Below are 24,516 nucleotides of genomic sequence, written 5' to 3' on the forward strand. Positions count from 1 at the left end.
GTTAATCCCTTTCATCCGGTGACAGACGGCGGCGGCTGAAGAATTTAAGGCTACGCCACAGCAGCCACGCAATGATGATGACGGTAAAGGTCGATATGATGGCTAGCCAGATAGGATGCTGCGCCAGCGCGTGCCAGATGCGTTCCCACCACGGCAGATGGCCGACGTAATACATGTCGCCGACTCGCAGATTATTGATGCCCGATTCACGGATGACGGAAACGGAACCAAACAGTGAGGCTCTTTTTTCGCTGTCGATCAGCGCGTTGTTGAGTAGCGTGTAGCCCTGCGGGCTATCGGCTAATAGCGCGACAACGCTGCGCTGGTCGTGATACGGAGACTGGAAGCCGATAATCGCCGACATTGCGCCGTCACCGCTGACGGTGGTTTTGCTGTCTGGCTTCGCGTCAGATTCGGGCGAGCCCATGTCTGGGATGACGGTCTGGCGTGTTGGTTGCTTGATCCAGCTTTTCGTTTGTTCGACCAGCAGGTTGATTTTGCCATCGTCGTGCAGTTCAGGCGGGATAGCGCCGATCATCAGAATGTCGCTGTCCTGCTTGTCTACCTGCGTCCAGTCATCGCTGAGTTGCATCGCTAAAGCAGGATAACCGGTTTGTGCCCCAATGTTGCCAATGGCGTTCAGTAGCGCACTGACCTGATCGGGCTGCGGCTGTTTGTTTACCAGCACCAGCGTTTGTGACAGATCAGCCAGTCGGCTGAACGGGAAGCCTGCATTGGCGAAGGCACGCAGATCCGGCATCGCCATAAAGTGACGATAGCCAGAGAAGTTAATTGTCGAACTGCCGTCGATGACAGCGTGATTCACGACTGGCGTATAGGTTTCGCAACGGTCTGCGGTGCCGCTGGAAAGTAACGTAGTGTAGTTGAAATCAAAGCGCAACTGGTTGGTGGTACCCAGCTTCAGCGCCGGAATGGACAGGCTCTTGTCGGAATCCCATAACCCCTGAGTCAGCGGCAGGCGCATCAACAGGGAGTTCTGGTCGTGCTCCGGTGCCAGCGAGAAAGCCTGCACGAACTGATTGTTCAGGTTGATACTCAGACGCGAACCATCCTGAATCTGCGGCGCGGTGTAGCGATATTTCAAGCGCATATCGATGCCCTGACTGCGGATCAGGAACAGGTCGGGCGGCAGGTTCATGGTCAGGGAAATCGGCCGAGGGACAATACCGTCAGTTTGCAACTGCTCGTTATATTGCTGAAGCTCGGCGAAGGTCATCGGGCGGTCGGTGCGCACCCAATTTGGCGCATCATACGGCTGGCGTGGGGCGAGCTGTTCGACCTTATCGATGGTGACGCTTTGCCCACGGAACAGCGTGTTCCCCTGTGCGATGCCCTGCACGGCGGTAAGTAACTCATTGTCATCGCGACCCTGTACCAACAGCAGTTTAACGTGAGGATCGTCAGGGTGGCTGATGATAGACACTGTCGGTCCATTCACGGCGGGAGTATCACGCAGGAAATCCGGTCGCTTATCGTTGGTGGCGAAAACAATGCCGTGGCGATCCGGCAACTGGTTGAAGAGGGCAGGGAAGGACTGCCCACGCCATTGCGCTTTGCTGCCAAACCAGGAAGCGAGCATGGCTGCGGCACGCTGCTGAACCAGATCCGGCTGGCTGGCAAAAACGATGGGCAGCGTCAGCGGGCGGGTATCGCGACTGTCAAAAAATGGTGCAGGGAACGGCGACAGATCGTCCTTCAGCGCCAGCTTTTGGAATTGCAGATTGAGCGCGCTGGATTTGCTCACATCCAGCCACAGGCTGGTGCTGGCAGGGTTTTCACAGATATTCTGATAATGGCCGACGAACACCAATTGCAGGCGGTTGAAGTCCGTGATGTAGCGCGAATCGATAGGAATACGGACGCGGTTTGACTTACCCATCTGCTCTTTGCCAATTGCGGTGACACCCATCAGCTCATTATTTAGGTAAACCTTGATATGAGATTCGGTGGGAATTAGCGCCGGTGACGGGGTAAATTCGAGATCGAGCGAGGCCTGCGTCACGATTTCGTCGCTACGTACACCGAATTCAATTTGTCCGTCGGGATTGATGCCGCGTAATGCAAAATTACCTGGGGCTGGCGCGATCTGCGCAAATGGCATCACCATGTTGCGTACGACGGCGTTAGCTGACGGCTGCTCCAGTGGGATCGTGGGCATGCTCGTCGTAGATATGTCAGTCGCAGGTGTGTCTGCTGTTGGTGTTGCGGTGGCAGCATTTGTGGGCGCCGGGGTTGTGCCTCCCTGAGCCGATATTTGCGCGTTCGGCGCGGTGACAGCGTGAGATAATGAGCTGACGCCTAAAGCCAATGCGGTGAACCAGATTATTTTTTTCGTCATCGTGTCATCATCAATGTTAAGGGTCTTTTTCTTTGTCGGGAAAAAGACCGTTGATCACGGTCTGTGAATGGCAATCAAGCCACTGTCTTTTCTGTAAATAGGTTCTGTTGTGCAAATCGTCTTTCATGGGCAGACGGTGTCTTGCCCTGATGCACGGCTTTTTCTGGTAGCGCAGCGCCCGGCTGTTCTATTGTGGTGCGTCTCCCCACATAGCGCGGGATGAATGACACGATCCACACCACGATGTTGAAGAAGGCCAGAATAATCTTGCGTATGACGGGCGGCGCGTAATCCGCCAGGCGCAGGTAGCCGCGAAAGCCGAGTGCCAGTACATCAACCAGACTTTCAATCGGTTTATCCTGCGGGAAGCTGTCTTGCCAGAGCGCCCAGGTATCGGCGCGGGCAAAGGTACATTGAATGAAATCAATATGCTGGCGGATGGTCAGGTTGGTCATGCGCAGGCCAATCTTGTTGTCGAATGCGCGGGTGACGCTGAAAGGGAAGGCGTACTCTTGCTGGCCGCGTTTTAACAACAGCGAGACATTGTCTCCGACCTGAAGAATGCCTGACTCGCGAGCTTCAACGCCGACACCGCCATCAGAGTAGTCGCGCAGGACGCAAGGGAAAAGGTGACCATCGGTGCGGAGGATGGCCGCGGACATCGACATTTCCACCCGATGTGCCTGACGCACCTGCTTGGCTTCGACCGCCACCGCGACGGCACCGCCTAAAATCGTCATGTTATACACGACCCACAGCAGGCTGATGAACACCGTCATGATCTCTTCTGGCGGTCCGTAAATCAGGCGCCAGATGCCATATAGCACCCCGGCGATATTCAGCAACACAAGCACCAGATAAGGCCGCGTAATCACCCAGTCGACATGTTGTTCTTCAACCAACCCACCCTTGGCCGTCACGTTGAATTTCCCTTTGTGCGGGTTAAACAGCGCTACGGTGGTGGGACGAGCGATATACCACGCCAGCACGGTTTCATAGATTTCACTCCAGAAAGAGTGGCGGTAGCGACCCTGAATGCGCGAGTTGGTCAGGCTGGCGTGCACCATGTGCGGCAGCACGTAGAGCGCAATGGCTAACGCGGGGGCGAAAATGATGTAAGCGTGCATCAGGAGAAACGCCAGCGGCGCGGTCAGGAAGATCAGCCGGGGAATCCCGGACAGAAAGTGCATCATGGCGTTGGCATAACACAGCCGCTGCCCTAGCTTCAGCCCCTTGCCGAATAAGGGGTTATCCAACCGGAAGATTTGCACCATGCCGCGTGCCCAGCGAATACGCTGCCCGATGTGAGCCGAGAGGCTCTCGGTTGCCAGTCCCGCCGCCTGAGGAATGCGGATATAGGCTGAGCTGTATCCACGGCGATGCAGCCGTAATGAGGTGTGGGCATCCTCCGTCACCGTTTCGACCGCAATGCCGTTAATCTCATCCAGCGGTTTACGCCGTAGAATGGCGCAGGAACCGCAGAAGAACGTGGCGTCCCACATGTCGTTACCGTCCTGAACCAGACCATAGAACAGGGTGCCTTCGTTGGGCGTACGGCGGAAGCGTCCCAGATTACGCTCGAACGGATCGGGCGAGAAGAAATGGTGCGGCGTTTGTAACATCGCCAGCTTTTTGTCTTTGAAAAACCAGCCCATGGTTAATTGCAGGAAGGAGCGGGTAGGGACGTGGTCGCAGTCGAAAATGGCGACGAACTCGCCTGTTGCCTGTTTCAGGGCGTTGTTGATATTCCCGGCTTTGGCGTGCTCGTGCGTGATGCGGGCGATGTAATGGACGCCAACTTCTTCTGCGAAGGCTTTAAATTCGGCACGACCGCCGTCATCCAGAATATAAATGTTGAGCTTGTCTTTAGGCCAATCGATGCCCAGCGCGGCATACACCGTCGGTTTCACGACGCTCAACGGTTCATTGTAGGTTGGGATCATGAGATCGACGGTCGGCCACGTTTTGCTGTCTTCCGGCAGCGAAACAGGGTAGCGGTTGAGCGGCCATATCGTCTGGAAATAGCCCAGAACCAACACGACCCAGGCATAGGTTTCCGCTGCCAGCAGCAAGAGTCCGCAGACCAGACTGACGGGATCGTCCCAGTTCAGCGTTTCGGTGTAGCGCCACCACAGATAACGGCAGGAGACTGTGAAAGAAAGGGCGATCATCATGAGCGTCGGCATGCGTCCCGGCATATTGCGCACGAGCATGGCGATGCCCCACAGCAGCGTCATGAAAATAAATTGCGACAGCAAATCAAATGGCTGCGTGATGCACAGCAGCGCCAGTGCCGCACACAGCAGGCTCAGCGTCACTGTCACCAGCTTTTGTACGCGGTTCATCCGGGTAGTGCCGGATTCACTGCTTTCGCGATCGTCAGTATTCGCATGGCTAAAGCGGGTAAACAGCTTTTGCTGCGCATTCATATAGCGTTGCCGCCAGCGCGGTAATGCAGAGAAGTAGTTACGGCGTGATGTAGGCAACTGGCCATTTTTGATGGTTAGCAGCCAAATACCTTGTGTCAGATAGCGAAGAACATCTGCTGGACGTGGGCGCTGAGGCGAAATGTGCGGGAACCAATAGGTTCGTTGCGCTCGAATCTGTTGCCAGCCGTCCGACTCCAACCGCAGGAAGATCCAGCCAAGTATCGCAAACAGCGTGGCGAAAAAGGCAGCAAATGTGGAGGCACCCTTCTGACGATAGCCACGGTAGCGCTGCTGTATCGCCTGTCTGGCGGGCGGAACGAGGAACAAGCGCAGGATGCCACTCATACGCCGCTTTCCTTGACGTGAATCAGGCACCAGTTTGCCAGCGTCATGATCTCTTCCGCTGCCACGCTGTCTGGGCGGCATTCGCCCAGCGGCTGTTTCAGCATCAGTGATTCTGACAACGCTTCGTCACGGTGTACTACTAGCGGCAGTAAGTGTGACAGCGTGTGCAGCCAGAACTGGTGTAAATCCTGCTGAAGCGTACTGAGGGTGGAAAATTGATTGACCAGAAAATGGCACTGACGCGGTAACGCCTGTTGATGTAGACGTGAATGGCAGTTGGCATCCGCTATCACCACCTGAAAAACGGTATTTGCGGTGGCCAACGCCTGTCGTGTCAGCGGGCTGTTGCCCGCCGGTACATCGATCAATATCCAGCGATGACGTCCCGCAGCGCTAAGCTGTGCCAGATTATTTTGCCACGTCGCGGGGTGCTGCTGGTAATGCTGTTGTAGTGTCGCGATTTCCTGAGGGTTCAGGCGGCCAAACGGTAGAAAATCCAATCCGGGGAGATATTGCATGGCACCGGTTTGCCACGGTGTGTTGTCGGCTTCTGCTCGCGCCCAGCCACGGCGCTGTTCAAACGGCATATTAAAGTTAATGCGCAGCAAATTGTCCGGCGAGAAATCCATCACCAGCGCGGATTCGCCCAGCCGGTGGAACGCCCACCCCAATGCTGCGGCTATCGAGGTTGTTCCCACGCCTCCACGGATTCCCTGCAAGGCAATAACGGGCATCGTCAGTCGCTCCCAGCCGGCTCTTTTAATTCATCCAGCAGCGGCCAGCGAGCCATCATTTGGCTCAGACGCGCCTGACGGGCGATATCGATATAGTTTATTTCAGGTAAAGAAAAAGCCTGACTGAGAACCCGTAAGTCGTCATCAGATCTTGCGTTCTCGGTTAAATCGGTGCGTGCGCTGTTATCTATACGAGTCGATTGGTTATTCATTCCATGCCTCTGAAATAGGCTATCCATTATTGAGATAGATAAAGGGAAACATCTGAATAACAGATGTGGTGCTTCTTTTGCCCCATGACAGACGGTCTGGCAGATGAAGGCTTGCGCCTCTGCTGTTTTTAATAAAATAGTGGGCAGGCCAATTAACTATAGCAATGAATTGGTGTTTGTAATGTTGAACGCTAAAAATAGTAAAAGAGGGGATTTATTAAGGGAACGGAATAATTAAGAACGCGACGTTGTGATCCTACAGAGGGCTGCTAGAGTTTATTTTGATTGGTTGGTTACCGCCATTAACGGAAAAGAAAATCAGTCTATGAAGCAGAACTTTTCATTAGGTATTCGTCACCTTTGGGATGAGCTGGCTACGCTCCAGCAGGCTGGATTTTATTGGGTGAATATTGATCGGCAGGTTGATGCTGCACTATTTTGCCAGCAGGTTATACATAGCCAAAATAACGACACAAGGGTGGCGTTAATAGGTTGTGGGGAACGATCTGATGCATTTCTGACCACATTGTTTAACACCGAAATAAAACAATTAACTTGCTATTCGTTACCGGAAAATAAAGCCGCGTTGCTGAATTTAACCGATGATTTAATGCGAGCACTGCGCCCGAAAAATCGTCTTTTAGTGCTTTATGCACCCGCTAGCCTGTGGCGAGATATTTCGCCGGAGAGGCTACAACGTTGGGTGGATGACACGGCAGTATGGCTACATCAGCGCCAGTGTACGCTGGTGGTGTTCAGTCATAGCAGCGGTGTAACCCGCCTGAGAAATATGCTGATCTCCCAGCATCGTGGGCTTTACGGTTTGGCTAGCCTGCAATGGCAGCAGGATCGCGCGCAGTATTTGGTGTCGTGGTGGACAACGGAAAGAAGCGTGCGGGCGAATCAGGTACAGATGCTGCAATCCGATGATGACGGATGGCAAATGCTGACGGAAGAACAACCTGACCTCACGCCGTCTCTGAATGACGATGGGCTCTTTCTTATGGAAAGGAGCGTGCTGGAAGGGGCGCCTGCGCTGTCAGAAAACTGGCAGTTAATGGACGACAACGCCATTTTGGTACAAACCGGTATGCTGACGCATGCGGCAACCCTCGTTTTCGCACTTAATCAGACTACTCAGGTGGATACGCTCGCCAAACAGGTTCATAGCCTGCGTCGGCAACGTGGCGAATTGCTGAAGATAGTGGTGCGGGAAATGAAGCCCTGCCTGCGCGCCAGCGACGAGCGCCTATTATTGGCGTGTGGCGCAAATCTTATTGTCTCCCATTCAGAGCCGCTATCTCGCTTCCTGACGCGGATTGAAAGCGTGCAAGGGCAGCGCTTTACCAAACATGTTCCTGTCGATGTCGAGATCCTGCTGACCACCATGCGTCCGTTGCAGATTAAGGGCTACCAGCCTCCTGAGACATTTCGGCAGTCTGTGCAGATGTTGATTGATAGTACGTTGATGCCTGAAGGCAGCAAAGGCGTGCTGGTGGCATTGCGTCCTGTGCCGGGAGTACGAGCGGCGCAGTCGTTGACGTTATGTACGTTGAGGCGCTTTGGCGACGTCGTCACGATCGCGCAGGGGCGTCTGTTTTTATTCCTGTCCAATTGTCGTCTGAATGAATTGGATATCGCGTTGAAATCCATCTTCCGCCTGCCGGTGGATGAAGTGTTCAGCAATCGGATTGTGTGGTCACAGGACTTACAGATTCTGGCGGAGATCAAAGCGTTGACACAAGACAACACCTCCGGGCAGGAACAGCAGATTAATGATTATGCGCAATTGCAACGGACCGAATCTGCACCACGCAGTCAGGCGGTGCGGCATGAACCTATTGCTATTGATTTACTGGGGCCTGATTTACTGACCCGCGCACCGGGAGAAACATCATGATGAACCTGATTGATATCGTTCAACTGGTGTTATTGAGTGCGGTCATCTTCTTTACGCTTGGCTATCTGGCACACCGTGTGATTCCTCATTGGATTCAGTACTTGAAAAACAGGCTATTGTCGCCGCGCTACCTGAAGCCCGCGCGTGTCTGGATGCGTAACCCTTCTTCAACAAAGACGGTCTCAACCAAGCCGACTTCAGCAGAGACTAAAAAATAAAATGGACGAAAAAACACGTACGCAAAAACAGCAGAACCTCTGGCGCTACTGGCGTGGGCTCGGTGCCTGGAATGTGTATTTTTTGCTGAAATTCGCCCTGTTATGGTTTGGCTACCTGAATTTTCATCCGCTGCTTAATCTGGTCTTTCTGGCGTTTCTGCTGTTCCCGATCCCCAATCACACACTGCACCGCTGGCGTCATATTATTGCCGTCCCGCTCGGTATCGGGCTTTTTTACCATGATACCTGGTTGCCGGGCATCAACAGTATTCTCAGTCAGGGAACGCAGGTTGTTGGTTTTAGCGGCGCTTATTTGTTGGAGCTGTTAAACCGCTTCATTAACTGGCAAATGGTGGGGGTGGCCCTGGTTATTACCGTGGCCTATCTATTTTTCGCGCAGTGGATTCGTATTACGGTGTTTACCGTGGCGGCACTGGCGTGGCTAAACATCGTCAATCTGGCGGGGCCTGCGGTTTCGCTGATGCCTGCGACATCGACGGCGTCCGCAACCTCGGCAGCGGCTTCCCCAACCGATGGAGGCACTGCGCTGCCTGAGGCGACATTACCGCCAACGAACGCAAACCTAACGGCTTATCTCAATCAATTTTATACGCGAGAAAAGGCGCGAACCACGGTGTTTCCCGTTACGCTGTCGCAGGATGCACAGCCTTTTGACCTGCTGATTATCAATATCTGTTCGCTGTCGTGGTCGGATCTGGAGGTGGCGCAGTTAGAAAACCACCCGCTGTGGAAGAAGTTCGATATCCTGTTCCGCCAGTTTAATTCTGCCACCGCTTATAGTGGGCCTGCGTCAATTCGCCTGCTGCGTGCAAGCTGTGGCCAACAGTCCCACACCGATTTGTACCAGCCAGTGAATCAACAGTGCTACCTGTTCAGTAATTTGGTGAAGCTGGGTTTTGAAGAGCAACTGATGCTCGATCATTCCGGCGTCTTCGGGAATTACCTGCGTGAGGTGCGCGAAGAGGGCGATATTCAGATTCCGATGCTCTCGCAGGAGGGGATTAGCCACCAGATTACCTCGTTTGACGGCGAGCCGATTTATAACGATCTGGAACTATTAAATCGTTGGTTAGGCGAGCGAGGTAAAGCGACGACAGCGCGCAACGCGACCTTCTTTAACCTGATTCCGCTGCATGACGGTAACCGCTTTGTCGGCACCAATCAGTCGGCTGACTATGCGCCACGCGCCAAGATTCTGTTTGATCAACTGGATGCCTTTTTTGACGTTCTGCAAAAATCTGGTCGTAAAGTGATGGTTATTGTCGTGCCAGAGCACGGCGCGGCGCTGGCCGGTGATAAGATGCAAATGTCCGGGCTGCGTGATATTCCCAGTCCGAGCATCACGCATATTCCTGTTGGCGTGAAACTATTTGGCCTACAGGCTTCGCATCAGAGCGACACGCTGGAAATTACGTCACCGAGCAGCTATCTGGCGATTTCAGAACTGGTGGCGCGGATGGTTGACGGTAAAGTGTTCACCGCGCCTTCTGTGGACTGGCAAGCACTGACGAGTGCACTGCCACAAACGGAAGCGATTTCGGAAAATGAGAATGCTATCGTGATGCAATATCAGGGAAAACCCTATATTCGCCTGAACGGTGGAGACTGGGTGCCTTACCCGCAATAGCGCCGACCGCCATAACATCATGCTAATCGTTTAGGCATCGAGAAACACAGGGGGCATCTCTAATGCTCCCCTGTGTTTCCCCTAAAAACGGGCAGTACTAGGCTGTCATAACACGTTCTGCCCTTCTTAACCGCTTGCTGTATTCGCGCTCAACTCCCAAATAGTCACGCTAGCTTATAAAGGGGATATATCCTATTCTGAGGCCGCATTACCGCTGTCGCCTGGGGTTGCCTAGGATTAAGATGAAATCCCCCGAACATCAGCAGAAAACAGCGTTGAGGCGACGATAAGCTGCCTTATACTATTTGCCGCGTGTAACTTGTGCGCGCCACGGCGCGTTTTTCGCGTTGTGTATTGCTCACCTCTTTTATCCGGTGGGTCAGGTATTCAGGTTTGCAAAAAAGATTGACGGAGAAAGCGCTTGCGGCTCAGACGTTCATTAACGATTAAACAGATGACTGCCGTGTCTGCCGTGGCACTGGTGACGATCAGCCTGTTTATCGTCATACAGCTCTTTCATTTCGTTCATCAGCGCCGTGAAGATTACGCCAAGCAGTTGGAGAGTATCGCCTATTCCGTGCGTCAACCGCTGACGGATGCGGTGTTACAAGGGGAAGTCCAGCGAGCTGGCAATATTCTGGATAGCTTGCTGCCAGCTGCCTTTCTTAGTCGGGCAGATGTATTGCTGCCGGATGATTTCCAAACGCTGCACGCCAATTTTCCGAAAGAACGTCCGGTGCCGGACTGGATCGCCCGAGTCTTTAAGCTGCCGATCCGCATCTCCATCCCGCTCTATTCGCCGCCGCAGACGCAATATTCGGCTCCGCTGGCACATCTGGTCTTGCAGGCGGATTCCTACCAAATGTATCAATTTATCGTCAGCACGTTTTCAACTATGCTGGCGACGTATCTGCTGCTGGCGTTGATTATGTCGATCGCCATTACCTGGTGTATTAATCGGCTGCTGATACACCCGCTGCGCGGGATTATTGTCGAGTTACAGAATCTACCGCCGGACGCGATGCTTCACCGTCCGCTCACGCTACCGCCCTGGCATCAGGATGATGAGTTGGGCGCGCTGGTGCGCAGCTATAATCGCAATCAACAGCTGTTAGAGCAGTCGCTCTCTGCCGGAAATACAGGCGTTCGCCTACCGGACAAGGCGCATTTTGTACGACGCTTCGAACAGCGTTTGGCCGATGGTATCCCGTTCAGCCTACTGGTTATCGGGCTTGACTCCTCAGCGAGTCAGGGTGATATGGCCACGTTGGCCAAGCAGCTTCACGCGGTGATAGCAGAACAAAATGAGGCTGGTCTGATCTACCTGGCATGCCTTGATTGTGATGAGTTTTCCATCATTGGGAAAGCGCTAGAATCCGCGGGGCAGGCACAGGATTGGGTGCAAAACGTGATGCTGGCGATTAACTCTCCTTTTTTACCTGCGGGTTCCCAGCCTGCACGGGCCGTCAGCGCCGGTATCCTCACGATTACCGATCCTCGACCAGAGGACGCGGCGCTGCTCTTGTCGCAAGCTCGTTTTGCCATGCAACTGGCGCGGCGTGATAAAAAATGCGGTATTCACCATCTCACCACACCCTCATGAATATTCACGGGTAACGTAATGTTACTTTGCGTAGATATGTTTCCTGAACGTTGCTTCCCCCGTATGGCGTGGGGTTGAAGGCTTTTGGTAGGGGTGTTTCTGCTGTAAAAATGTGCATCTGTTACAAGTAAATTGCATTAATGTTTCTTTATAATTCCTGCTGACGTGATTCAGCTCTTGTTTTTAACCTGTTGTTCACAAACTAAACTTATAAAACATTCTCAGCTTGTTATTGCAATGTTACTTTCCGGCGCAATCACAGGCGGCATTTTCGTACCCTATTCCCCTCCTGTGTTTTCCCCACCATAGGACGTATGTATGAAAACATCAATTTTTAAAAGTCTTTATTTTCAAGTTCTTACGGCCATCACAATAGGGATCCTGTTGGGGCATTTCTACCCCCAGCTTGGCGAGCAAATGAAGCCGTTGGGCGACGGGTTTGTTAAATTAATTAAAATGATTATTGCGCCGGTTATCTTCTGTACGGTAGTAACCGGTATCGCAGGCATGGAAAGTATGAAATCGGTCGGTCGCACTGGTGCGGCGGCTCTGTTGTATTTTGAAATTGTCAGTACGATTGCGCTGATTATCGGTCTGGTCGTTGTTAACGTTGTGAAACCTGGCGTCGGCATGAACATCGACCCGAGTACGCTGGATGCGTCTGCGGTGGCGGTTTATACCCAACAGGCCTCGCAACAAGGTCTGATTCCGTTTTTGATGGACGTGATTCCGGCGAGTGTGGTCGGTGCGTTTGCCAGCGGTAATATCTTGCAGGTTCTGCTGTTTGCTGTGATGTTCGGTTTTGCGCTGCACCGCTTGGGGCCAAAGGGCAAAGTCATTTTTGATGTGATCGACAGCTTCTCCAAGGTCATTTTCGGCGTCATTAACATGATCATGAAATTGGCGCCACTGGGGGCGTTCGGTGCTATGGCCTTCACCATCGGTAAATATGGTGTCGGTACGCTGGTGCAGTTGGGGCAACTGATCGCCTGCTTCTACATCACCTGTGTTCTATTCGTCTTTCTGGTGCTGGGTAGTATTGCCAAGGCAACGGGTTTCAGTATCTTCAAATTTATTCGCTACATCCGTGAAGAACTGCTGATCGTGTTGGGTACCTCCTCTTCCGAATCCGTGTTGCCACGAATGCTGGAGAAAATGGAGAAGGTTGGCTATAAAAAATCCGTTGTGGGTCTGGTTATTCCTACCGGTTACTCGTTCAACCTTGACGGTACCTCCATCTATCTGACGATGGCGGCGGTGTTTATCGCTCAGGCGACCAACAGCCACATGGATATCTGGCATCAGATTACGTTGCTGGTGGTGTTGTTGCTGTCCTCTAAAGGTGCCGCGGGCGTGACGGGCAGTGGATTTATCGTGCTGGCAGCAACGCTATCTGCCGTGGGTCACCTGCCTGTTGCCGGTCTGGCGTTAATTCTGGGTATTGACCGCTTTATGTCAGAAGCCCGTGCGTTGACCAACCTGATTGGTAACGGTGTTGCGACCATCGTGGTAGCAAAATATTGCCGCGAGCTGGATGAGAAAAAACTGCAAGCTGAGCTGTCTGGGACTAGTAAGAATGATAACGCGGCCACGCCAACGGCGCAGTCGTAATTCCAGCAAGTAGTTAGCGTTTCCAGCATAGTTCATATGCCCTAAATCATTCCCCGCGGCGTTCTGCACCGTGGGGAATTTTTTTGTTGGTAAGCTTTTTGTCTGCCAAATTTTTGTTTGTAAACTCGTCGAATCAAACGGCTTTGCTCTCGCTTCTTATCCGCCATAAAACGTAAAAATATTGTTAAATATGACTATTTTTACCTTTTTTGCAGATTATTTCGCCTCTTGAAGTGACATAGACAAAAGCGCGCTGTCCAATGCAATGGTACACTTCGCGTCTTCAATTTCTTCCGTGATATATCCACGAGAGTGTGCGGTGGCAGACGCAAGGCCACCATAATGATCAACAATAACCACATTATTATGTTGGATAGCTATGAGTAGGGGTTCACATGCAGGGCACCAAAAAGGCGCTTTTCGTTGGTGGTTTGTTGCTGGCTGTGGTCAGCAGCAGCGTGCAGGCTGAAACACTACAGCCCGATCCTGCCTGGCAGCAGGGTAAACTTGATAATGGTTTTACCTGGCAGTTATTAACAACGCCACAGCGCCCCGGCGATCGGGTTGAGCTGCGTCTGGTTGTTAATGCCGGATCGTTGCTGGAAAACGCCCAGCAAGTGGGTTTTGCACATTTTCTTCCTCGCCTGGCTTTGGCGCCTGGCGATAAGCTGTCCGCAGCTCAGTTACCTTCCATGTGGATGCGGGACGCCAACGGCTCACGCGTCCTGCCTCCAGCCATTGTTTCGTACGACTTCACGTCGTATAACCTGAGTTTGCCAAATAATCGCCCCGAACTGCTGAAAGAAGCGCTGACGTGGCTGGCGGAAAGCGCAGGGCAGATGACGTTCGACGAAAAAAACCTACAGGCCGCGTTAAAGGTGCCCGATCAGGTGGCAACCTTTCCGGTTAACCCGCAGGATCCGAGCTGGCGCTATCGCCTGAAAGGGTCGCCTTTGCTGGCACACGATCCTGCTCAGGATGTCAAACCACCGCTGAATGGCGAACAGCTCCAGCAATTTTATAAAACCTGGTATACACCAGATGCGATGACGCTTTACATCGTCGGTCATGTGGATAACCGCAGCGTGATCGAACAAATCGGTAAAGTCTTTTCCCCGTTGGAAGGGAAACGCGAAGCGCCGGCGCCAGTGCCGACATTAAGCCCGCTGCCGCAGCAGGCGATCAGCCTGATGAATAACAACGTGCAGAAGGACACGCTGTCGCTGATGTGGGATGCGCCGTGGCACCCGATTCGTGAATCACAGGCGCTGGTTCGCTACTGGCTAGGCGACATGACGCGGGAAGCGATGTTCTGGCATCTACAGCAGGTACTGGAGAAGAGACCGCTGAAGGGCAACAATCTCCGTTTCGACTGCAACGTGTTTTACACCCGTTCTCAGTGCGCGATTCATATGGATGTTCGGGGCAGCGAGGGAGTTGAACCGGGCGTCACGTTTATAGCGCGCGAACTGGCGGCGCTGCGTGAAAAGGGACTGACACAGCAAGAGTTTGATGCGCTAATTGCGCGCAAGACGGACGAACTGAGCAAGCTGTTTGCCACTTATGCGCGAACCAGCACGGACATCTTGATGGATCAGCGTCTGCGCTCCCAGCAAAATGGCGTCGTGGACATTGCTCCCGAGCAGTATCAGAAACTGCGCCAGAGTTATCTGTCCGCACTGACGCTCGATATGCTGAATCAGGAACTGCACCAGCAACTGGCACAGGATACGACGCTGATGCTGATCCAACAGCCCGGTGAGCCAGAAGCGAATATGAAGGCGTTACAGGAAAGCTACGAGCAGATTATGACGCCAGCCGCTGAGCCAGTCACCAGTGCGGCGGCAACTGAAGAAACAAAACCTCAGGAAACCGCGCCCACCGCACAGTAAATCCGTTATCAGTAATAGAGACAGAAATAGAAAAGGCCGCGATTGCGGCCTTTAACTTATTATCACCAGACCGTACTGTTTACGCAGGCATTGCCTCAAGCGGGATAATCGCGCCGCGGTATTGAATGACCGTGCTGGCCGTCAGATGACCGCGCTGCGCAGCTTCCTGCGTACTACCTCCATTCAGTCGTACGGCCAGATAGCCTGCGCTGAAAGAGTCTCCTGCGGCGGTGGTATCAACTATTTTCTCTTTTGACAATTTTATCGCCGGAACATCGACCAGCGCGTACCCGCGTTCTGACACGATGCAGGAATCAGCGCCGCGTTTGATGACGACTTCGTTAACGCCCAGACCGTGCGTGCGCTCCAGCACCACTTCCAGCGGCTTCGTGCCCCACAGCATGTCTTCATCATCCAGTGTCAGGAAAGCGATATCCGTACAGGACAGGATGTCGGTGTAAGACTGTTGTGTCTCTTCCTTGCTCTGCCACAAACGTGGACGGTAGTTATTATCAAAAATCACTTTACCGCCGTTGGCGCGGCAAGCACGCAGCAGTGCAAGGAGACGCTGACGGCTTTGAGCGTTCAGAATCGCCAGACTGATGCCGCTTAGGTAAAGGTAGTCAAAGTGTGCCAGCGCCTGACCGATTTTTTCTGCTTCCGGGCTGTCCAGCCAGTAGCGGGCAGCCGCGTCATTGCGCCAATAGTAAAAGGTACGCTCGCCGCTATCGTCGGTTTCAATGAAGTACAAACCAGGCAGTTTGTTGTCCAGTCGCTGGATCAGGTCGGTTTTCACCCCTTCTTTTTGCCAGGCGGCAACCATCTCGGTACTGAAGCTATCGGTGCCAAGTGCAGTCACATAATGCACGCCCAGCTTATCGGCGTTTACCTGACGAGCAATATAAACAGCGGTGTTCAGCGTATCGCCACCAAAACCACGGTTAAGATCCGTGCCCTTCTGCGACAGTTCGATCATGCATTCGCCGATTACGGCAATGTTAGTAGTTGTCATCAATTTTGGCCTGTTTGAAAAGTACCCTGGGACGCGCATTATTAGGGTATAAAAACGCGGAAATTAACGTCAGTCTCAACATTACGTGAGACTGAGTCAATAGTCTTGAAACGATGTTTTATTTTTTTCATGACGCAGATCGGAAAACCAGTGCTTTTCCTCTACTTTTAGCGATCGGAGGGCGGTTCTTTCTCCTGATCACTCTTGTCTGTCGAGGTGTCGCCTTTGTAGTTCGCCGTTGCGATCCACGCGGCGCAAAAGAGCGTCAGGCGAGCGAAGAAATAGAAGAATGCCATCAGCCCAATGACTGAACCGAACGCCGCACCGGAAGGCGAACTGGCCAGTTTAGGCAGCGCGACGGTCATCGCGAACTTGATGGCTTCAAAGCCCACAGCAGCAATCAGAGTGCCACGAAAGAGCGCTCTGCGTTTGGGTTTGTGCCGCGGTAGAACGAAAAATATCCAAAGGAATAACAAATAGTTGGCGAAGATGGAGATTGACAGCGCAATCAGCGTCAACGGGGGACGTAACCATTCAATGCCATCCAGACCCAACGCGGTCACAATCATGTTTTGCGCGGTACCGGCAACGGAAGTCAGGAAAAGCGTGACGATTAGCGCAATAACCAGGCCCGTTAGCGACAGGAAATCCCGCGTATACTGAAAGTAAATCTTCTCTTCATCTTTCGGGTTCCGTTCCCACACGTCACGCGACTGGGCGCGAATCGCCTCACGCAGGTTTCCCATCCAACTGACGCCGGAATAGAGCGCGATCAGCAAACCGGTAATCCCGACGGTAGTACGCTGCTGTATGGCCGTGTTGACGGTACTTTTCAGCGTATTGGCCAGATTAGGATCGCTGATACTGTTAACGATACGGTTAATCAGCTCCGTCAGCAGATCGGGATTGGAGGCCAGCACGAAACCCACGGCAGCAAACGACACCATGAGAATCGGGATCAGCGACAGAAAGGAAAAGTAGGTAATGGCCGCGCCAAACTGGTTACCCATGCGATCGTTAAAGCGTTCACCCGCGCGAATCAGGTGCGCCACGCTGGGGATCGCCTGAATACGGGCGACCAGACGTTTGCTCTTGCCCAGTAGCGAACGGGATGTCTGCGGCGATTTGTCCCCTTCTGGGGTTGACGATGTTGACTGGCGATCCGGGTCTGCCGGTACAGGCATTGCTTTTCTCCTGTGTTCGGGATTATAAGTTTGATTATAACCAACAATATAAGAATGTGACTTTTCGATATTTTTTGAACGTACGTCATACACGGACGTTAAGCGAGTGAATTTTCCATGCCAACACCTTCCCCATCAGAACCCGCGTTGAGTGGGCTGCGCCTTAATCTGCGCATCGTTTCCGTTGTTGCGTTCAACTTTGCCAGCTATCTGAATATAGGCCTGCCGTTGGCGGTGCTGCCGGGGTATGTGCACGATCACCTTGGCTATAGCGCATTCTGGGCCGGACTGGTGATCAGTCTGCAATACTTCTCCACGCTATTAAGCCGCCCCCATGCGGGTCGCAGCGCCGATGAAAAAGGGCCAAAGAAAATCGTTGTCTGGGGATTGGCTGGCGTCATGCTGAGCGGGGTTTTTTACCTGCTGGCTGCCTTTAGCGACGCATCGCCTGTGATTACGCTGTTGCTGCTATGTTTTGGGCGTATCGTGCTGGGAGCCGGACAGAGCTTTGCCGGTACAGGCGCGACGCTCTGGGGTGTCGGTGTGGTCGGTTCCCGACACATCGGGCGCGTGATTTCCTGGAATGGCATTGCCACCTATGGTGCGATGGCGATTGGCGCGCCGCTTGGCGTCTGGCTCAACCATATCGGCGGGTTAAAATTGCTCTCCGTGTGTATTATCCTGATTGCGGCGGTGGCGATTGTTTTCGCGCTGCCGCGCCCGGCGGTGCAGGTCGCGCCGGGGAAGAAGATCCCTTTCCGCGAAGTGCTGGGTAAAGTCTGGATTTACGGCATTATTCTGGCAATCGCCTCTGTGGGTTTTGGTGTAATTGCCACCTTTATCACGCTGTTTTATGCCGATCACAACTGGGAAGGTGCGGCGCTGACGCTGACCATTTTCAGTTGTGCTTTTGTTGGGGCACGGTTGGTTTTCCCCAACAGTATTCAGCGGTTTGGTGGGCTGCGTGTAGCGATGGCCTGTTTTGTGGTGGAGATCGTCGGATTGCTGCTGGTGTGGGGGGCGACGCAACCGCTGATGGCAGAAGTCGGCGCATTCCTCGCGGGGGCAGGCTTCTCTCTGGTGTTTCCGGCGTTAGGCGTTGTCGCCGTTCAGGCCGTATCACCGCAGAATCAGGGCAGTGCGCTGGCGACTTATACGATATTTCTCGATCTGTCGCTGGGCGTCGTCGGGCCGCTGGCGGGTGTACTGATGGGCTATACCGGTATCGCCTCTATTTATCTGGCGGCGGCATTATTAGGGCTAGGCGGTCTGGCGCTGACGTGGCGGCTGACTCAGCGCAGAGCAGAAGGCTGGCAGCAGCCATAATGCATTTGTAAACATCATGCCTCCTGATTCCCTATACTGTGCCGCCGTTCCTTGCTGATGGTGACATCATTACTTCACCGGCTGCTGATCCGTTTTAGGCTGCTTTGCGCGATAGGCATCCATGATCGGCGCCCAGTCCATGCCCAATGGGATGGGGTGCTGTTTAAACAGTGCGCCGTATTCTTTGTCAAAATCCTGAATCGTTACGGTGTATTGGCTTACGCCGATTGGGAATTTTTTATCATACCAATCGTCTGTCACTTCCTCGGCGATACCACGAGCAAGCAGCAAATCTGGTTTGACAAGCAACCTATCGCCTTTCAAGAGCACTTCATAATAACCGCCGGGAGCCAGGCCAAAATAAAGCCAGCTACGTTGGTCAATGTGCTTGCCAATCTGATAGCGCTGTTGCATTTGCCGGGCTAAATTTGCAGGTAAATCGACTTTGATACGGTAGCGTTTGCGATCGTAGAGGGACACCATTTCTATTACTGCCCGATCGGGAACGGCCATTCCCTCTACAGGCAAACCGCCACCGCCGGCCCAGTAATACTGTTTTTCTGTAATCCATTTCGCACTAGTACTTGGTCCCCCTCCGCCTCCTGGATAGCCGCCAATAAATGCCCCGCCACGATAAAACTCAACGTTGGTGGTCCATATTTCATCGATATTACTGCCCGTGCCGTAACTCCAGCTAACTGAGGCTTTTAAGTTCGGACTTGAGCAGGCGCTCAGCGAGATGCTGAGACCCACTACCATCATCAAATACCTGAACATCATGCCTCCTGATTCCCTATACTGTGCCGCCGTTCCTTGCTGATGGTGACACAATCATTTCACCGGCTGCTGATCCGTTTTAGGCTGCTTTGCGCGATAGGCATCCATGATCGGTGCCCAGTCCATGCCCAATGGGATAGGGTGCTGTTTAAACAGTGCACCGTATTTTTTATCGAAATCCTGGATCGTTACGGTGTATTGGCTTACGCCGATTGGGAATTTTTTATCATACCAATTGTCTGTCACTTCCTCGGCGATACCACGGGCAAGCAGCACATCTGGGCTGACGCCAAGCCCACGCCCCATCAATACCACTTCATAGTAGCCGCCTGGAGCCAGGCCAAAATAGAGCCGATTTCGTTGGTCAATGCGTTTGCCAATTTGATAGCGCTGCCGCATTTGCTGGGCTAAATCAGCCGGTAAATCGACCTTGATACGGTAGCGTTTGCGATCGTAGAGGGACACCATCTCTATTACTGCCCGATCGGGAACGGCCATTCCCTCTACAGGCAAACCGCCACCGCCGGCCCAGTAGTAACGCTTCTCCGTAATCCGTTTTACACTGGCACCGGGGCCTACTCCACCCCCGGGATAGCCGCCAATAAATGCCCCGCCACGATAAAACTCAACGTTGATGGTCCACGTTTCATCGATATTACTGCCCGTGCCGTATCGCCATGAAAAAGCCGATTTTGTGGGGGCCGTCGCACAGGCAGTCAATGAAAAACAAAGCGCCAACAACACAATACATGGTTTAAACATCATGCCTCCTGATTCCCTATCATGTGCCGCCGCTCTTTACCCACAGTGACACAATCATTTCACAGGCTGTTGGTCCGTTTTAGGCTGCTTGGCGCGATAGGCATCCATGATCGGTGCCCAGTCCATGCCCAATGGGATGGGGTGCTGTTTAAACAGTGCACCGTATTTTTTATCGAAATCATCAATGCCATATTGTTCAGCCACAGAGACTTTTTTATCATACCAATCATCGGTAACCTCTTCGGCGATACCACGAGCAAGCAACAGATCTGGACTGACGCCAAGCCCCCGCCCCATCAAAACCACTTCATAATAGCCGCCAGGTGCCAAGCCAAAATACAAACGGTCACGGCGATCGTAGCGTTCCTGAATTTGATAAACCGCTCTCATTTTCTGTTCTAAATTTGCCGGTAAATCAACCTTGATGCGGTAACGTTTGCGATCGTAGAAGGAAACCATCTCTATCAAAACCCTGTCAGGAACTGGGACGCCATCGGTAGGTAACCCTCCCCCCCCAGCCCAGTAATAACGTCGGCCTGTGATTCTGTCGCTCAGCAGCCCGCCCGCCCCGCCACCCGCTTCACGGTCGGCGTAAATGAGTTTTCCATCACGGTAAAACTCTGTTCGCGTATTGTTAGTGATATCAATGTTGCTACCCGTGCCATATCGCCATGAAAAATCGGACATCGTGGCCGATGTAGTACAGGCGACCAATGAAACACAAAGCCCCAGTAACACCATTAGTTGTCTATACATCATGCTTCCTCATTCCCTATTACGCGCCGACGCTCTTTACTCACGGTAGTTTCAAATTTGCTGGTATTGGCTGGACTGGCGATACCCTGATTGCTGGCGCTACGATGGACATAATCGCGGCGCAGTGACTGATAAACCTCCGCAGAGAGCTGCTGGCTCAGATTTTTCACTACACCCTGCTCGGTGGCTGCGAATGCCCACATCTCATCTAATTTAACCAAGTTGACCGCTGGCAGTTTGGCTGAAAGGGGTTCAAGTTGAAGCTGTTTATCTTTTGAACGCCACACCCTAAACGGCACCCCGGCGGCTCGACCCGCTTCCAGCATCATGTGCAACGGAATGCGCGAATATTCCCCCTCCACCATGCGACTCATCACCACCTCCACATACACGGCCTTTTTCAGCCACACATCATCCTTGCCACGCCGTCGGATAAACGAATAGGGGATCAAACTGATCGCCCCTACAGGAGGAATAGCGGTGCGCTGTAAATGCGGATGAAGACGTCCGACCCAGCCTTGCGCAATTTTCTCCTCGGCATAGGCGCGAGCCTGACGATAGGCCTGGCTTTCATCATCTGGCGTGGAGGTCGCTTCTTCACTCATAAAGCGCTCCAGTTCGAGGCACTCGGTCAGCGCCGGATCGCTGTTCGGATTAGGCAGGCTCCAGTGGCTGTAATACCCGCCGCCAAGATCAGAATGCGCGCCCGGCAGAGCCATTTCAGTGAAATGTGGTGGAATGCTAGTGCCAATGGCAGTGGGAGTGACGCGCGTTAAGGGAAAGTGTTTTCGCACCTCATCCAGAGCCGTCAAATGCACCAATCGCTCGACGCTATCCGCATGTAAACGGATGTTCACACTCGGGTGGTAGGATGAGGCGACCGTATCAAAAATCCCGACAAACGTGATCCGTACATCCTCCCTATTGGCCCAGTCAAACCCAGCCTTAAGACGAATTGTAGGTGTTTTAGCCACCGCCTGTACCAGCGGATGATCGGCTTTTTGGTCGATGACATTCACAAAGTGGCGTGCCGCCGCCGCTCCACGGCTGAAGCCAAACACATCGAATACAATGCGGTGAATGCAATCGATGTTAGGTAATACGTTCTTCAAATCATCACCAATCGCTTGTGCGATTGATTGTTCACAGGCAAAGTTAACCTTGCCAACAATTGAGGTATTTTCACCGCTAAAATCCAGATCCAGCCCTTTTGTCAGCATATCGTCCGTGCGGTATTCCAGCTCCTCTTTTCCCGCGACAGGATTGAGCGTTCCAATACCGCTGATATAGCTACGGACGACCAACGGGCCAGCAGTCAGATCATATTGGTTGAATAGCTTACCCACATTAGTAATATCATTCGCCGCACTGTCACTCACCGGAAGCCGCCCCATCTGGCAGCCACGCAGCTCTTTCTCCCGTTGCGCCGGATCGGAGCAAGTTTCAGCCAGCCATTGTGCCACTTTTTTGAGGCCAGACTCGGCATTATACGTGTTATTCCCCGTGCCATCGAAGAACACGCCGATGCGCAGCACATTGATCTGATAACCTTTTACTTCGATAACGTAGGAATGGTTGGTAAAGAAACGCACGCTACCGGCTTTGCCTTCCTGATGCGCCTCTGGCAAGGGTGGCTCAGGCGCGGTCAAGCACAGGTCTCCGGTGGTGGCCTTAATATGTTCACGTGGCGTTTCATCATACCCAGCTTTCTCTGCCACATAGGCGGGGACGGCACTTTGCCCATCCTTCAATATTTCACGCGATTGCGCTGCTTTGAGCCAAGGTAGCGTCTCCAGTTTGACGGCTATTGGGCCGACGGCAAAACCGCGTACTAATACAGGCCCTTCTTTGAGGGTGACCGTTTCGGATTTGCCTGTCTCGTCAGTCAGTGTCGCTTGCAGCCCCTTGAACGAACGATTGTGTTCATCACGCACCTCAATCTCTATCCAGTTATCGTAACGCTCGCAGGGAATACAGTGGGGATCGGCTGCCATTAGTTAACTCCTATCAACGCATTATGCTGCACCATCCAGTGGTTGACCTGCGCGAATTCAGCTTCGGTCAGCATCAGCGGCGCTCGAATACTCTCCAGAGGAAGCCCGGCCTGCAAGGTCAAGGCTCCGGCTACCACGCCGTCGAGCACATCGTCCTGAAGCCTCTCCGCATTGGCTTGCCGGAGAACGGACAAAATAGTCCCTGCCGGATCGGGATGACGTTCCATCATGTTCGTCATGGTCTGCCACAGACGCCGACGAAGAATATAGGCGTGACGCTTTTCGTCATACAACGCGGCCATATGGTGTGAGCGGATGTGAAACCAGGGGCTTTTTAACGGGGGATGGAAGGGAATATCAGGATTACGCGTAAATCCATTGTCGTTGATCCAGAGTCCATTACAGGGGCCAAGCACGGCATCCCGCTCTTCGGGGTTCATGGCGCAGAGCATCGGCAGAAAAATACGAGGTTCAGAGAAACGAAACCAGACTGCCTCCCCTTCACGGATAGCCAATATCAGGCTTTGCCAATGGTTGCGAACGACGGCAAGCGACTGTTCGCTGACCAGATAGAATCCACTCAGTGCCGGAGAATTCGCCACAAATGCAGGTGAGGGAGTAGCCAGTAGCCAGGGGCCAAGTGCGGCTTGTTCGGCAAACTCGGTTCCTGCGAAGAGAGGGAAAGCTTCACCTCGGCTGAGTTCATAGAAACGGGCTACCGCCGTGCGATCTACCGCGCCGTCGACGATAGCAAAGAGCGTGCCGCTATGCTGGGCTTGCCACGTACTCAGGCTCATGCTTTGCCTCCCTTAGCGAGGGGGCAAGGTTTGACAAGCGGTGACATCGATTCCAGGCTTTTATGAATGGCAGGTGCAGGCAGTGTCGCGGGTGGGGCAGGGGGGACGGCAACACTACCCGGCAGAATGGGGCTTTGTCCTGACCAGCCAGAGCCGTTGCCAGCACTGCCGCCAGAGTTAATCTTGATAGCCGGGCCTACCACGCTCACGCCGCTGGGGTCGATCTTGACGAAGCTTCCCCCGACTTTCAGCGTCAGCTCCGCTCCCGCTTCAAGAACCACCTTAGCCCCCGCTTTCACATGCACTTCCTGACCCACCTCGGCCAGCAAAGCCTGCCCCAGTTTCTGGTGCATCGAGGCATCGACGCTCAGTGAGTAATCGCCTTTAATATGATCGCGTTTCTCGCTGTCGACCGTCAGGTGATCGTTGGCTTTAACGCGGGTGACGCGCTCATTATCAATCTCCGTGTGGGCATCATGTTTGATATGCCAGACCACATCGTTCTCAATCAGCGCGTTGAGATCTTTCTGGCCGTGAATATAGATCTCTTCCTGCCCTGCCTGATCTTCAAAGCGCAGCTCGTTAAACCCTTCGCCCTGATGGGTTTCCGTGCGCAGCACGGTGCGCGTCTTGTGGGCAGGCAGGTCGTAAGGAGGACGGTTGGTGGCGTGGAATGTCCGCCCCGTGACAATCGGCTGGTCCGGGTCGCCTTCGAGGAAGCTGACGATCACTTCATGACCGATGCGCGGGATAGCGATCATACCGTACTGACCGCCTGCCCAGCCCTGACTGACCCGCACCCAGCAGGAGCTTTGGTCATTGCTCGCACCGTATCTGTCCCACGGGAATTGCAGCTTCACGCGGCCGTGCTGGTCGCAGTAAATCTCTTCATCCGCTGGCCCCACCACCGTGGCGATTTGTGGGCCGTCCACCATCGGTTTGTACGGCATCGCGGCA

General features: G+C 53.3%; 19 protein-coding genes. 7 read left to right on the forward strand and 12 right to left on the reverse strand.

Translation table 11 applies throughout. The features are described from left to right. Position 1 precedes the first annotated feature (1 nt). The 4 genes from bcsB to bcsR all read right to left on the reverse strand — a co-directional run bounded on the left by bcsB (position 2) and on the right by bcsR (position 6,079). Positions 2-2,359, reverse strand: a complete 2,358-nt coding sequence (bcsB, locus tag KP22_RS19485; RefSeq protein ID WP_039325879.1) for a cellulose biosynthesis cyclic di-GMP-binding regulatory protein BcsB — start codon at positions 2,357-2,359, stop codon at positions 2-4. Between the two features lie 74 nt (positions 2,360-2,433). Next, positions 2,434-5,133, reverse strand: a complete 2,700-nt coding sequence (bcsA, locus tag KP22_RS19490; RefSeq protein WP_039308335.1) for a UDP-forming cellulose synthase catalytic subunit — start codon at positions 5,131-5,133, stop codon at positions 2,434-2,436. Beyond that, positions 5,130-5,867 carry a cellulose biosynthesis protein BcsQ gene (bcsQ, locus tag KP22_RS19495; protein WP_039325881.1) on the reverse strand — a complete coding sequence of 246 codons (738 nt, stop codon included), beginning with the start codon at positions 5,865-5,867 and terminating at the stop codon, positions 5,130-5,132. The genes bcsA and bcsQ overlap by 4 nt, the downstream gene beginning before the upstream one ends. Positions 5,868-5,869: 2 nt before the next feature. Next, a complete protein-coding gene (gene bcsR, locus KP22_RS19500; protein ID WP_039308339.1) occupies positions 5,870-6,079 on the reverse strand; it encodes a cellulose biosynthesis protein BcsR in 210 nt (69 codons plus the stop codon). A 325-nt stretch (positions 6,080-6,404) separates the two neighbouring features. Here bcsR and bcsE point away from each other — a divergent pair, with 325 nt between their 5' ends. The 6 genes from bcsE to KP22_RS19530 all read left to right on the forward strand — a co-directional run bounded on the left by bcsE (position 6,405) and on the right by KP22_RS19530 (position 14,951). Further along, the gene (bcsE, locus tag KP22_RS19505; RefSeq protein ID WP_039325883.1) at positions 6,405-7,979 is read left to right on the forward strand and encodes a cellulose biosynthesis protein BcsE; all 1,575 of its coding nucleotides are present in this window, start codon (positions 6,405-6,407) and stop codon (positions 7,977-7,979) included. After that, positions 7,979-8,197: a cellulose biosynthesis protein BcsF gene (bcsF, locus tag KP22_RS19510; RefSeq protein ID WP_081923429.1), complete on the forward strand. Its 219-nt coding sequence runs from the start codon at positions 7,979-7,981 to the stop codon at positions 8,195-8,197. Before bcsE ends, bcsF begins: the two co-directional genes overlap by 1 nt. Position 8,198: 1 nt before the next feature. Next, the gene (gene bcsG / locus KP22_RS19515) at positions 8,199-9,845 is read left to right on the forward strand and encodes a cellulose biosynthesis protein BcsG (protein WP_039325884.1); all 1,647 of its coding nucleotides are present in this window, start codon (positions 8,199-8,201) and stop codon (positions 9,843-9,845) included. Between the two features lie 421 nt (positions 9,846-10,266). Beyond that, on the forward strand, positions 10,267-11,448 hold the full coding sequence (locus KP22_RS19520) for an adenylate/guanylate cyclase domain-containing protein (protein WP_209428716.1): 1,182 nt from the start codon (positions 10,267-10,269) through the stop codon (positions 11,446-11,448). Between the two features lie 318 nt (positions 11,449-11,766). Then, entirely contained in the window at positions 11,767-13,059 is a 1,293-nt protein-coding gene (locus tag KP22_RS19525) for a dicarboxylate/amino acid:cation symporter (protein WP_039325889.1), read from the forward strand. A 395-nt stretch (positions 13,060-13,454) separates the two neighbouring features. Continuing rightward, the gene (locus KP22_RS19530) at positions 13,455-14,951 is read left to right on the forward strand and encodes a M16 family metallopeptidase (protein WP_039308354.1); all 1,497 of its coding nucleotides are present in this window, start codon (positions 13,455-13,457) and stop codon (positions 14,949-14,951) included. Positions 14,952-15,030: 79 nt separating this feature from the next. On the opposite strand, the gene kdgK is transcribed toward KP22_RS19530, so the two are convergent. Continuing rightward, complete coding sequence (kdgK, locus tag KP22_RS19535; RefSeq protein WP_039308357.1) at positions 15,031-15,963, reverse strand: 2-dehydro-3-deoxygluconokinase; 933 nt, start codon at positions 15,961-15,963, stop codon at positions 15,031-15,033. Positions 15,964-16,130: 167 nt separating this feature from the next. Then, positions 16,131-17,147, reverse strand: a complete 1,017-nt coding sequence (yhjD, locus tag KP22_RS19540) for an inner membrane protein YhjD (RefSeq protein WP_039325891.1) — start codon at positions 17,145-17,147, stop codon at positions 16,131-16,133. 117 nt (positions 17,148-17,264) lie between these two features. Between yhjD and KP22_RS19545 the strand changes: the two genes are divergently transcribed. After that, the gene (locus KP22_RS19545; protein ID WP_039325893.1) at positions 17,265-18,473 is read left to right on the forward strand and encodes an MFS transporter; all 1,209 of its coding nucleotides are present in this window, start codon (positions 17,265-17,267) and stop codon (positions 18,471-18,473) included. Between the two features lie 69 nt (positions 18,474-18,542). Here the strand turns inward: KP22_RS19545 and KP22_RS19550 are convergent, their stop codons facing one another. The 6 genes from KP22_RS19550 to KP22_RS19575 all read right to left on the reverse strand — a co-directional run. After that, positions 18,543-19,253: a DUF2931 family protein gene (locus KP22_RS19550; RefSeq protein WP_244880046.1), complete on the reverse strand. Its 711-nt coding sequence runs from the start codon at positions 19,251-19,253 to the stop codon at positions 18,543-18,545. 51 nt (positions 19,254-19,304) lie between these two features. Then, on the reverse strand, positions 19,305-20,015 hold the full coding sequence (locus KP22_RS19555) for a DUF2931 family protein (RefSeq protein WP_244880047.1): 711 nt from the start codon (positions 20,013-20,015) through the stop codon (positions 19,305-19,307). Between the two features lie 51 nt (positions 20,016-20,066). Beyond that, positions 20,067-20,771, reverse strand: coding sequence for a DUF2931 family protein (locus KP22_RS19560; RefSeq protein ID WP_244880048.1), 705 nt, complete (start codon positions 20,769-20,771; stop codon positions 20,067-20,069). Beyond that, positions 20,768-22,762 (reverse strand): T6SS phospholipase effector Tle1-like catalytic domain-containing protein, encoded by a 1,995-nt coding sequence (locus KP22_RS19565; RefSeq protein WP_039325902.1) that lies wholly within the window; start codon positions 22,760-22,762, stop codon positions 20,768-20,770. The genes KP22_RS19560 and KP22_RS19565 overlap by 4 nt, the downstream gene beginning before the upstream one ends. Beyond that, the gene (locus KP22_RS19570; protein ID WP_039325904.1) at positions 22,762-23,559 is read right to left on the reverse strand and encodes a DUF4123 domain-containing protein; all 798 of its coding nucleotides are present in this window, start codon (positions 23,557-23,559) and stop codon (positions 22,762-22,764) included. The genes KP22_RS19565 and KP22_RS19570 overlap by 1 nt, the downstream gene beginning before the upstream one ends. Then, the coding region (locus KP22_RS19575; RefSeq protein ID WP_039325907.1) for a type VI secretion system Vgr family protein at positions 23,556-24,516 on the reverse strand (961 nt) is incomplete at its 5' end. The genes KP22_RS19575 and KP22_RS19570, both read right to left, overlap by 4 nt.

The sequence above is a fragment of the Pectobacterium betavasculorum genome, assembly GCF_000749845.1.
In the GTDB taxonomy this organism is placed as follows: domain Bacteria; phylum Pseudomonadota; class Gammaproteobacteria; order Enterobacterales; family Enterobacteriaceae; genus Pectobacterium; species Pectobacterium betavasculorum.

Bases quoted from the DNA above. Each gene is read 5' to 3' on its own strand.
- bcsB (WP_039325879.1), bottom strand. From the start codon at position 2,359: ATGACGAAAAAAATAATCTGGTTCACCGCATTGGCTTTAGGCGTCAGC.
- bcsA (WP_039308335.1), bottom strand. From the start codon at position 5,133: ATGAGTGGCATCCTGCGCTTGTTCCTCGTTCCGCCCGCCAGACAGGCG.
- bcsQ (WP_039325881.1), bottom strand. From the start codon at position 5,867: ATGCCCGTTATTGCCTTGCAGGGAATCCGTGGAGGCGTGGGAACAACC.
- bcsR (WP_039308339.1), bottom strand. From the start codon at position 6,079: ATGAATAACCAATCGACTCGTATAGATAACAGCGCACGCACCGATTTA.
- bcsE (WP_039325883.1), top strand. From the start codon at position 6,405: ATGAAGCAGAACTTTTCATTAGGTATTCGTCACCTTTGGGATGAGCTG.
- bcsF (WP_081923429.1), top strand. From the start codon at position 7,979: ATGAACCTGATTGATATCGTTCAACTGGTGTTATTGAGTGCGGTCATC.
- bcsG (WP_039325884.1), top strand. From the start codon at position 8,199: ATGGACGAAAAAACACGTACGCAAAAACAGCAGAACCTCTGGCGCTAC.
- KP22_RS19525 (WP_039325889.1), top strand. From the start codon at position 11,767: ATGAAAACATCAATTTTTAAAAGTCTTTATTTTCAAGTTCTTACGGCC.
- KP22_RS19530 (WP_039308354.1), top strand. From the start codon at position 13,455: ATGCAGGGCACCAAAAAGGCGCTTTTCGTTGGTGGTTTGTTGCTGGCT.
- kdgK (WP_039308357.1), bottom strand. From the start codon at position 15,963: ATGACAACTACTAACATTGCCGTAATCGGCGAATGCATGATCGAACTG.
- yhjD (WP_039325891.1), bottom strand. From the start codon at position 17,147: ATGCCTGTACCGGCAGACCCGGATCGCCAGTCAACATCGTCAACCCCA.
- KP22_RS19545 (WP_039325893.1), top strand. From the start codon at position 17,265: ATGCCAACACCTTCCCCATCAGAACCCGCGTTGAGTGGGCTGCGCCTT.
- KP22_RS19550 (WP_244880046.1), bottom strand. From the start codon at position 19,253: ATGATGTTCAGGTATTTGATGATGGTAGTGGGTCTCAGCATCTCGCTG.
- KP22_RS19555 (WP_244880047.1), bottom strand. From the start codon at position 20,015: ATGATGTTTAAACCATGTATTGTGTTGTTGGCGCTTTGTTTTTCATTG.
- KP22_RS19560 (WP_244880048.1), bottom strand. From the start codon at position 20,771: ATGATGTATAGACAACTAATGGTGTTACTGGGGCTTTGTGTTTCATTG.
- KP22_RS19565 (WP_039325902.1), bottom strand. From the start codon at position 22,762: ATGGCAGCCGATCCCCACTGTATTCCCTGCGAGCGTTACGATAACTGG.
- KP22_RS19570 (WP_039325904.1), bottom strand. From the start codon at position 23,559: ATGAGCCTGAGTACGTGGCAAGCCCAGCATAGCGGCACGCTCTTTGCT.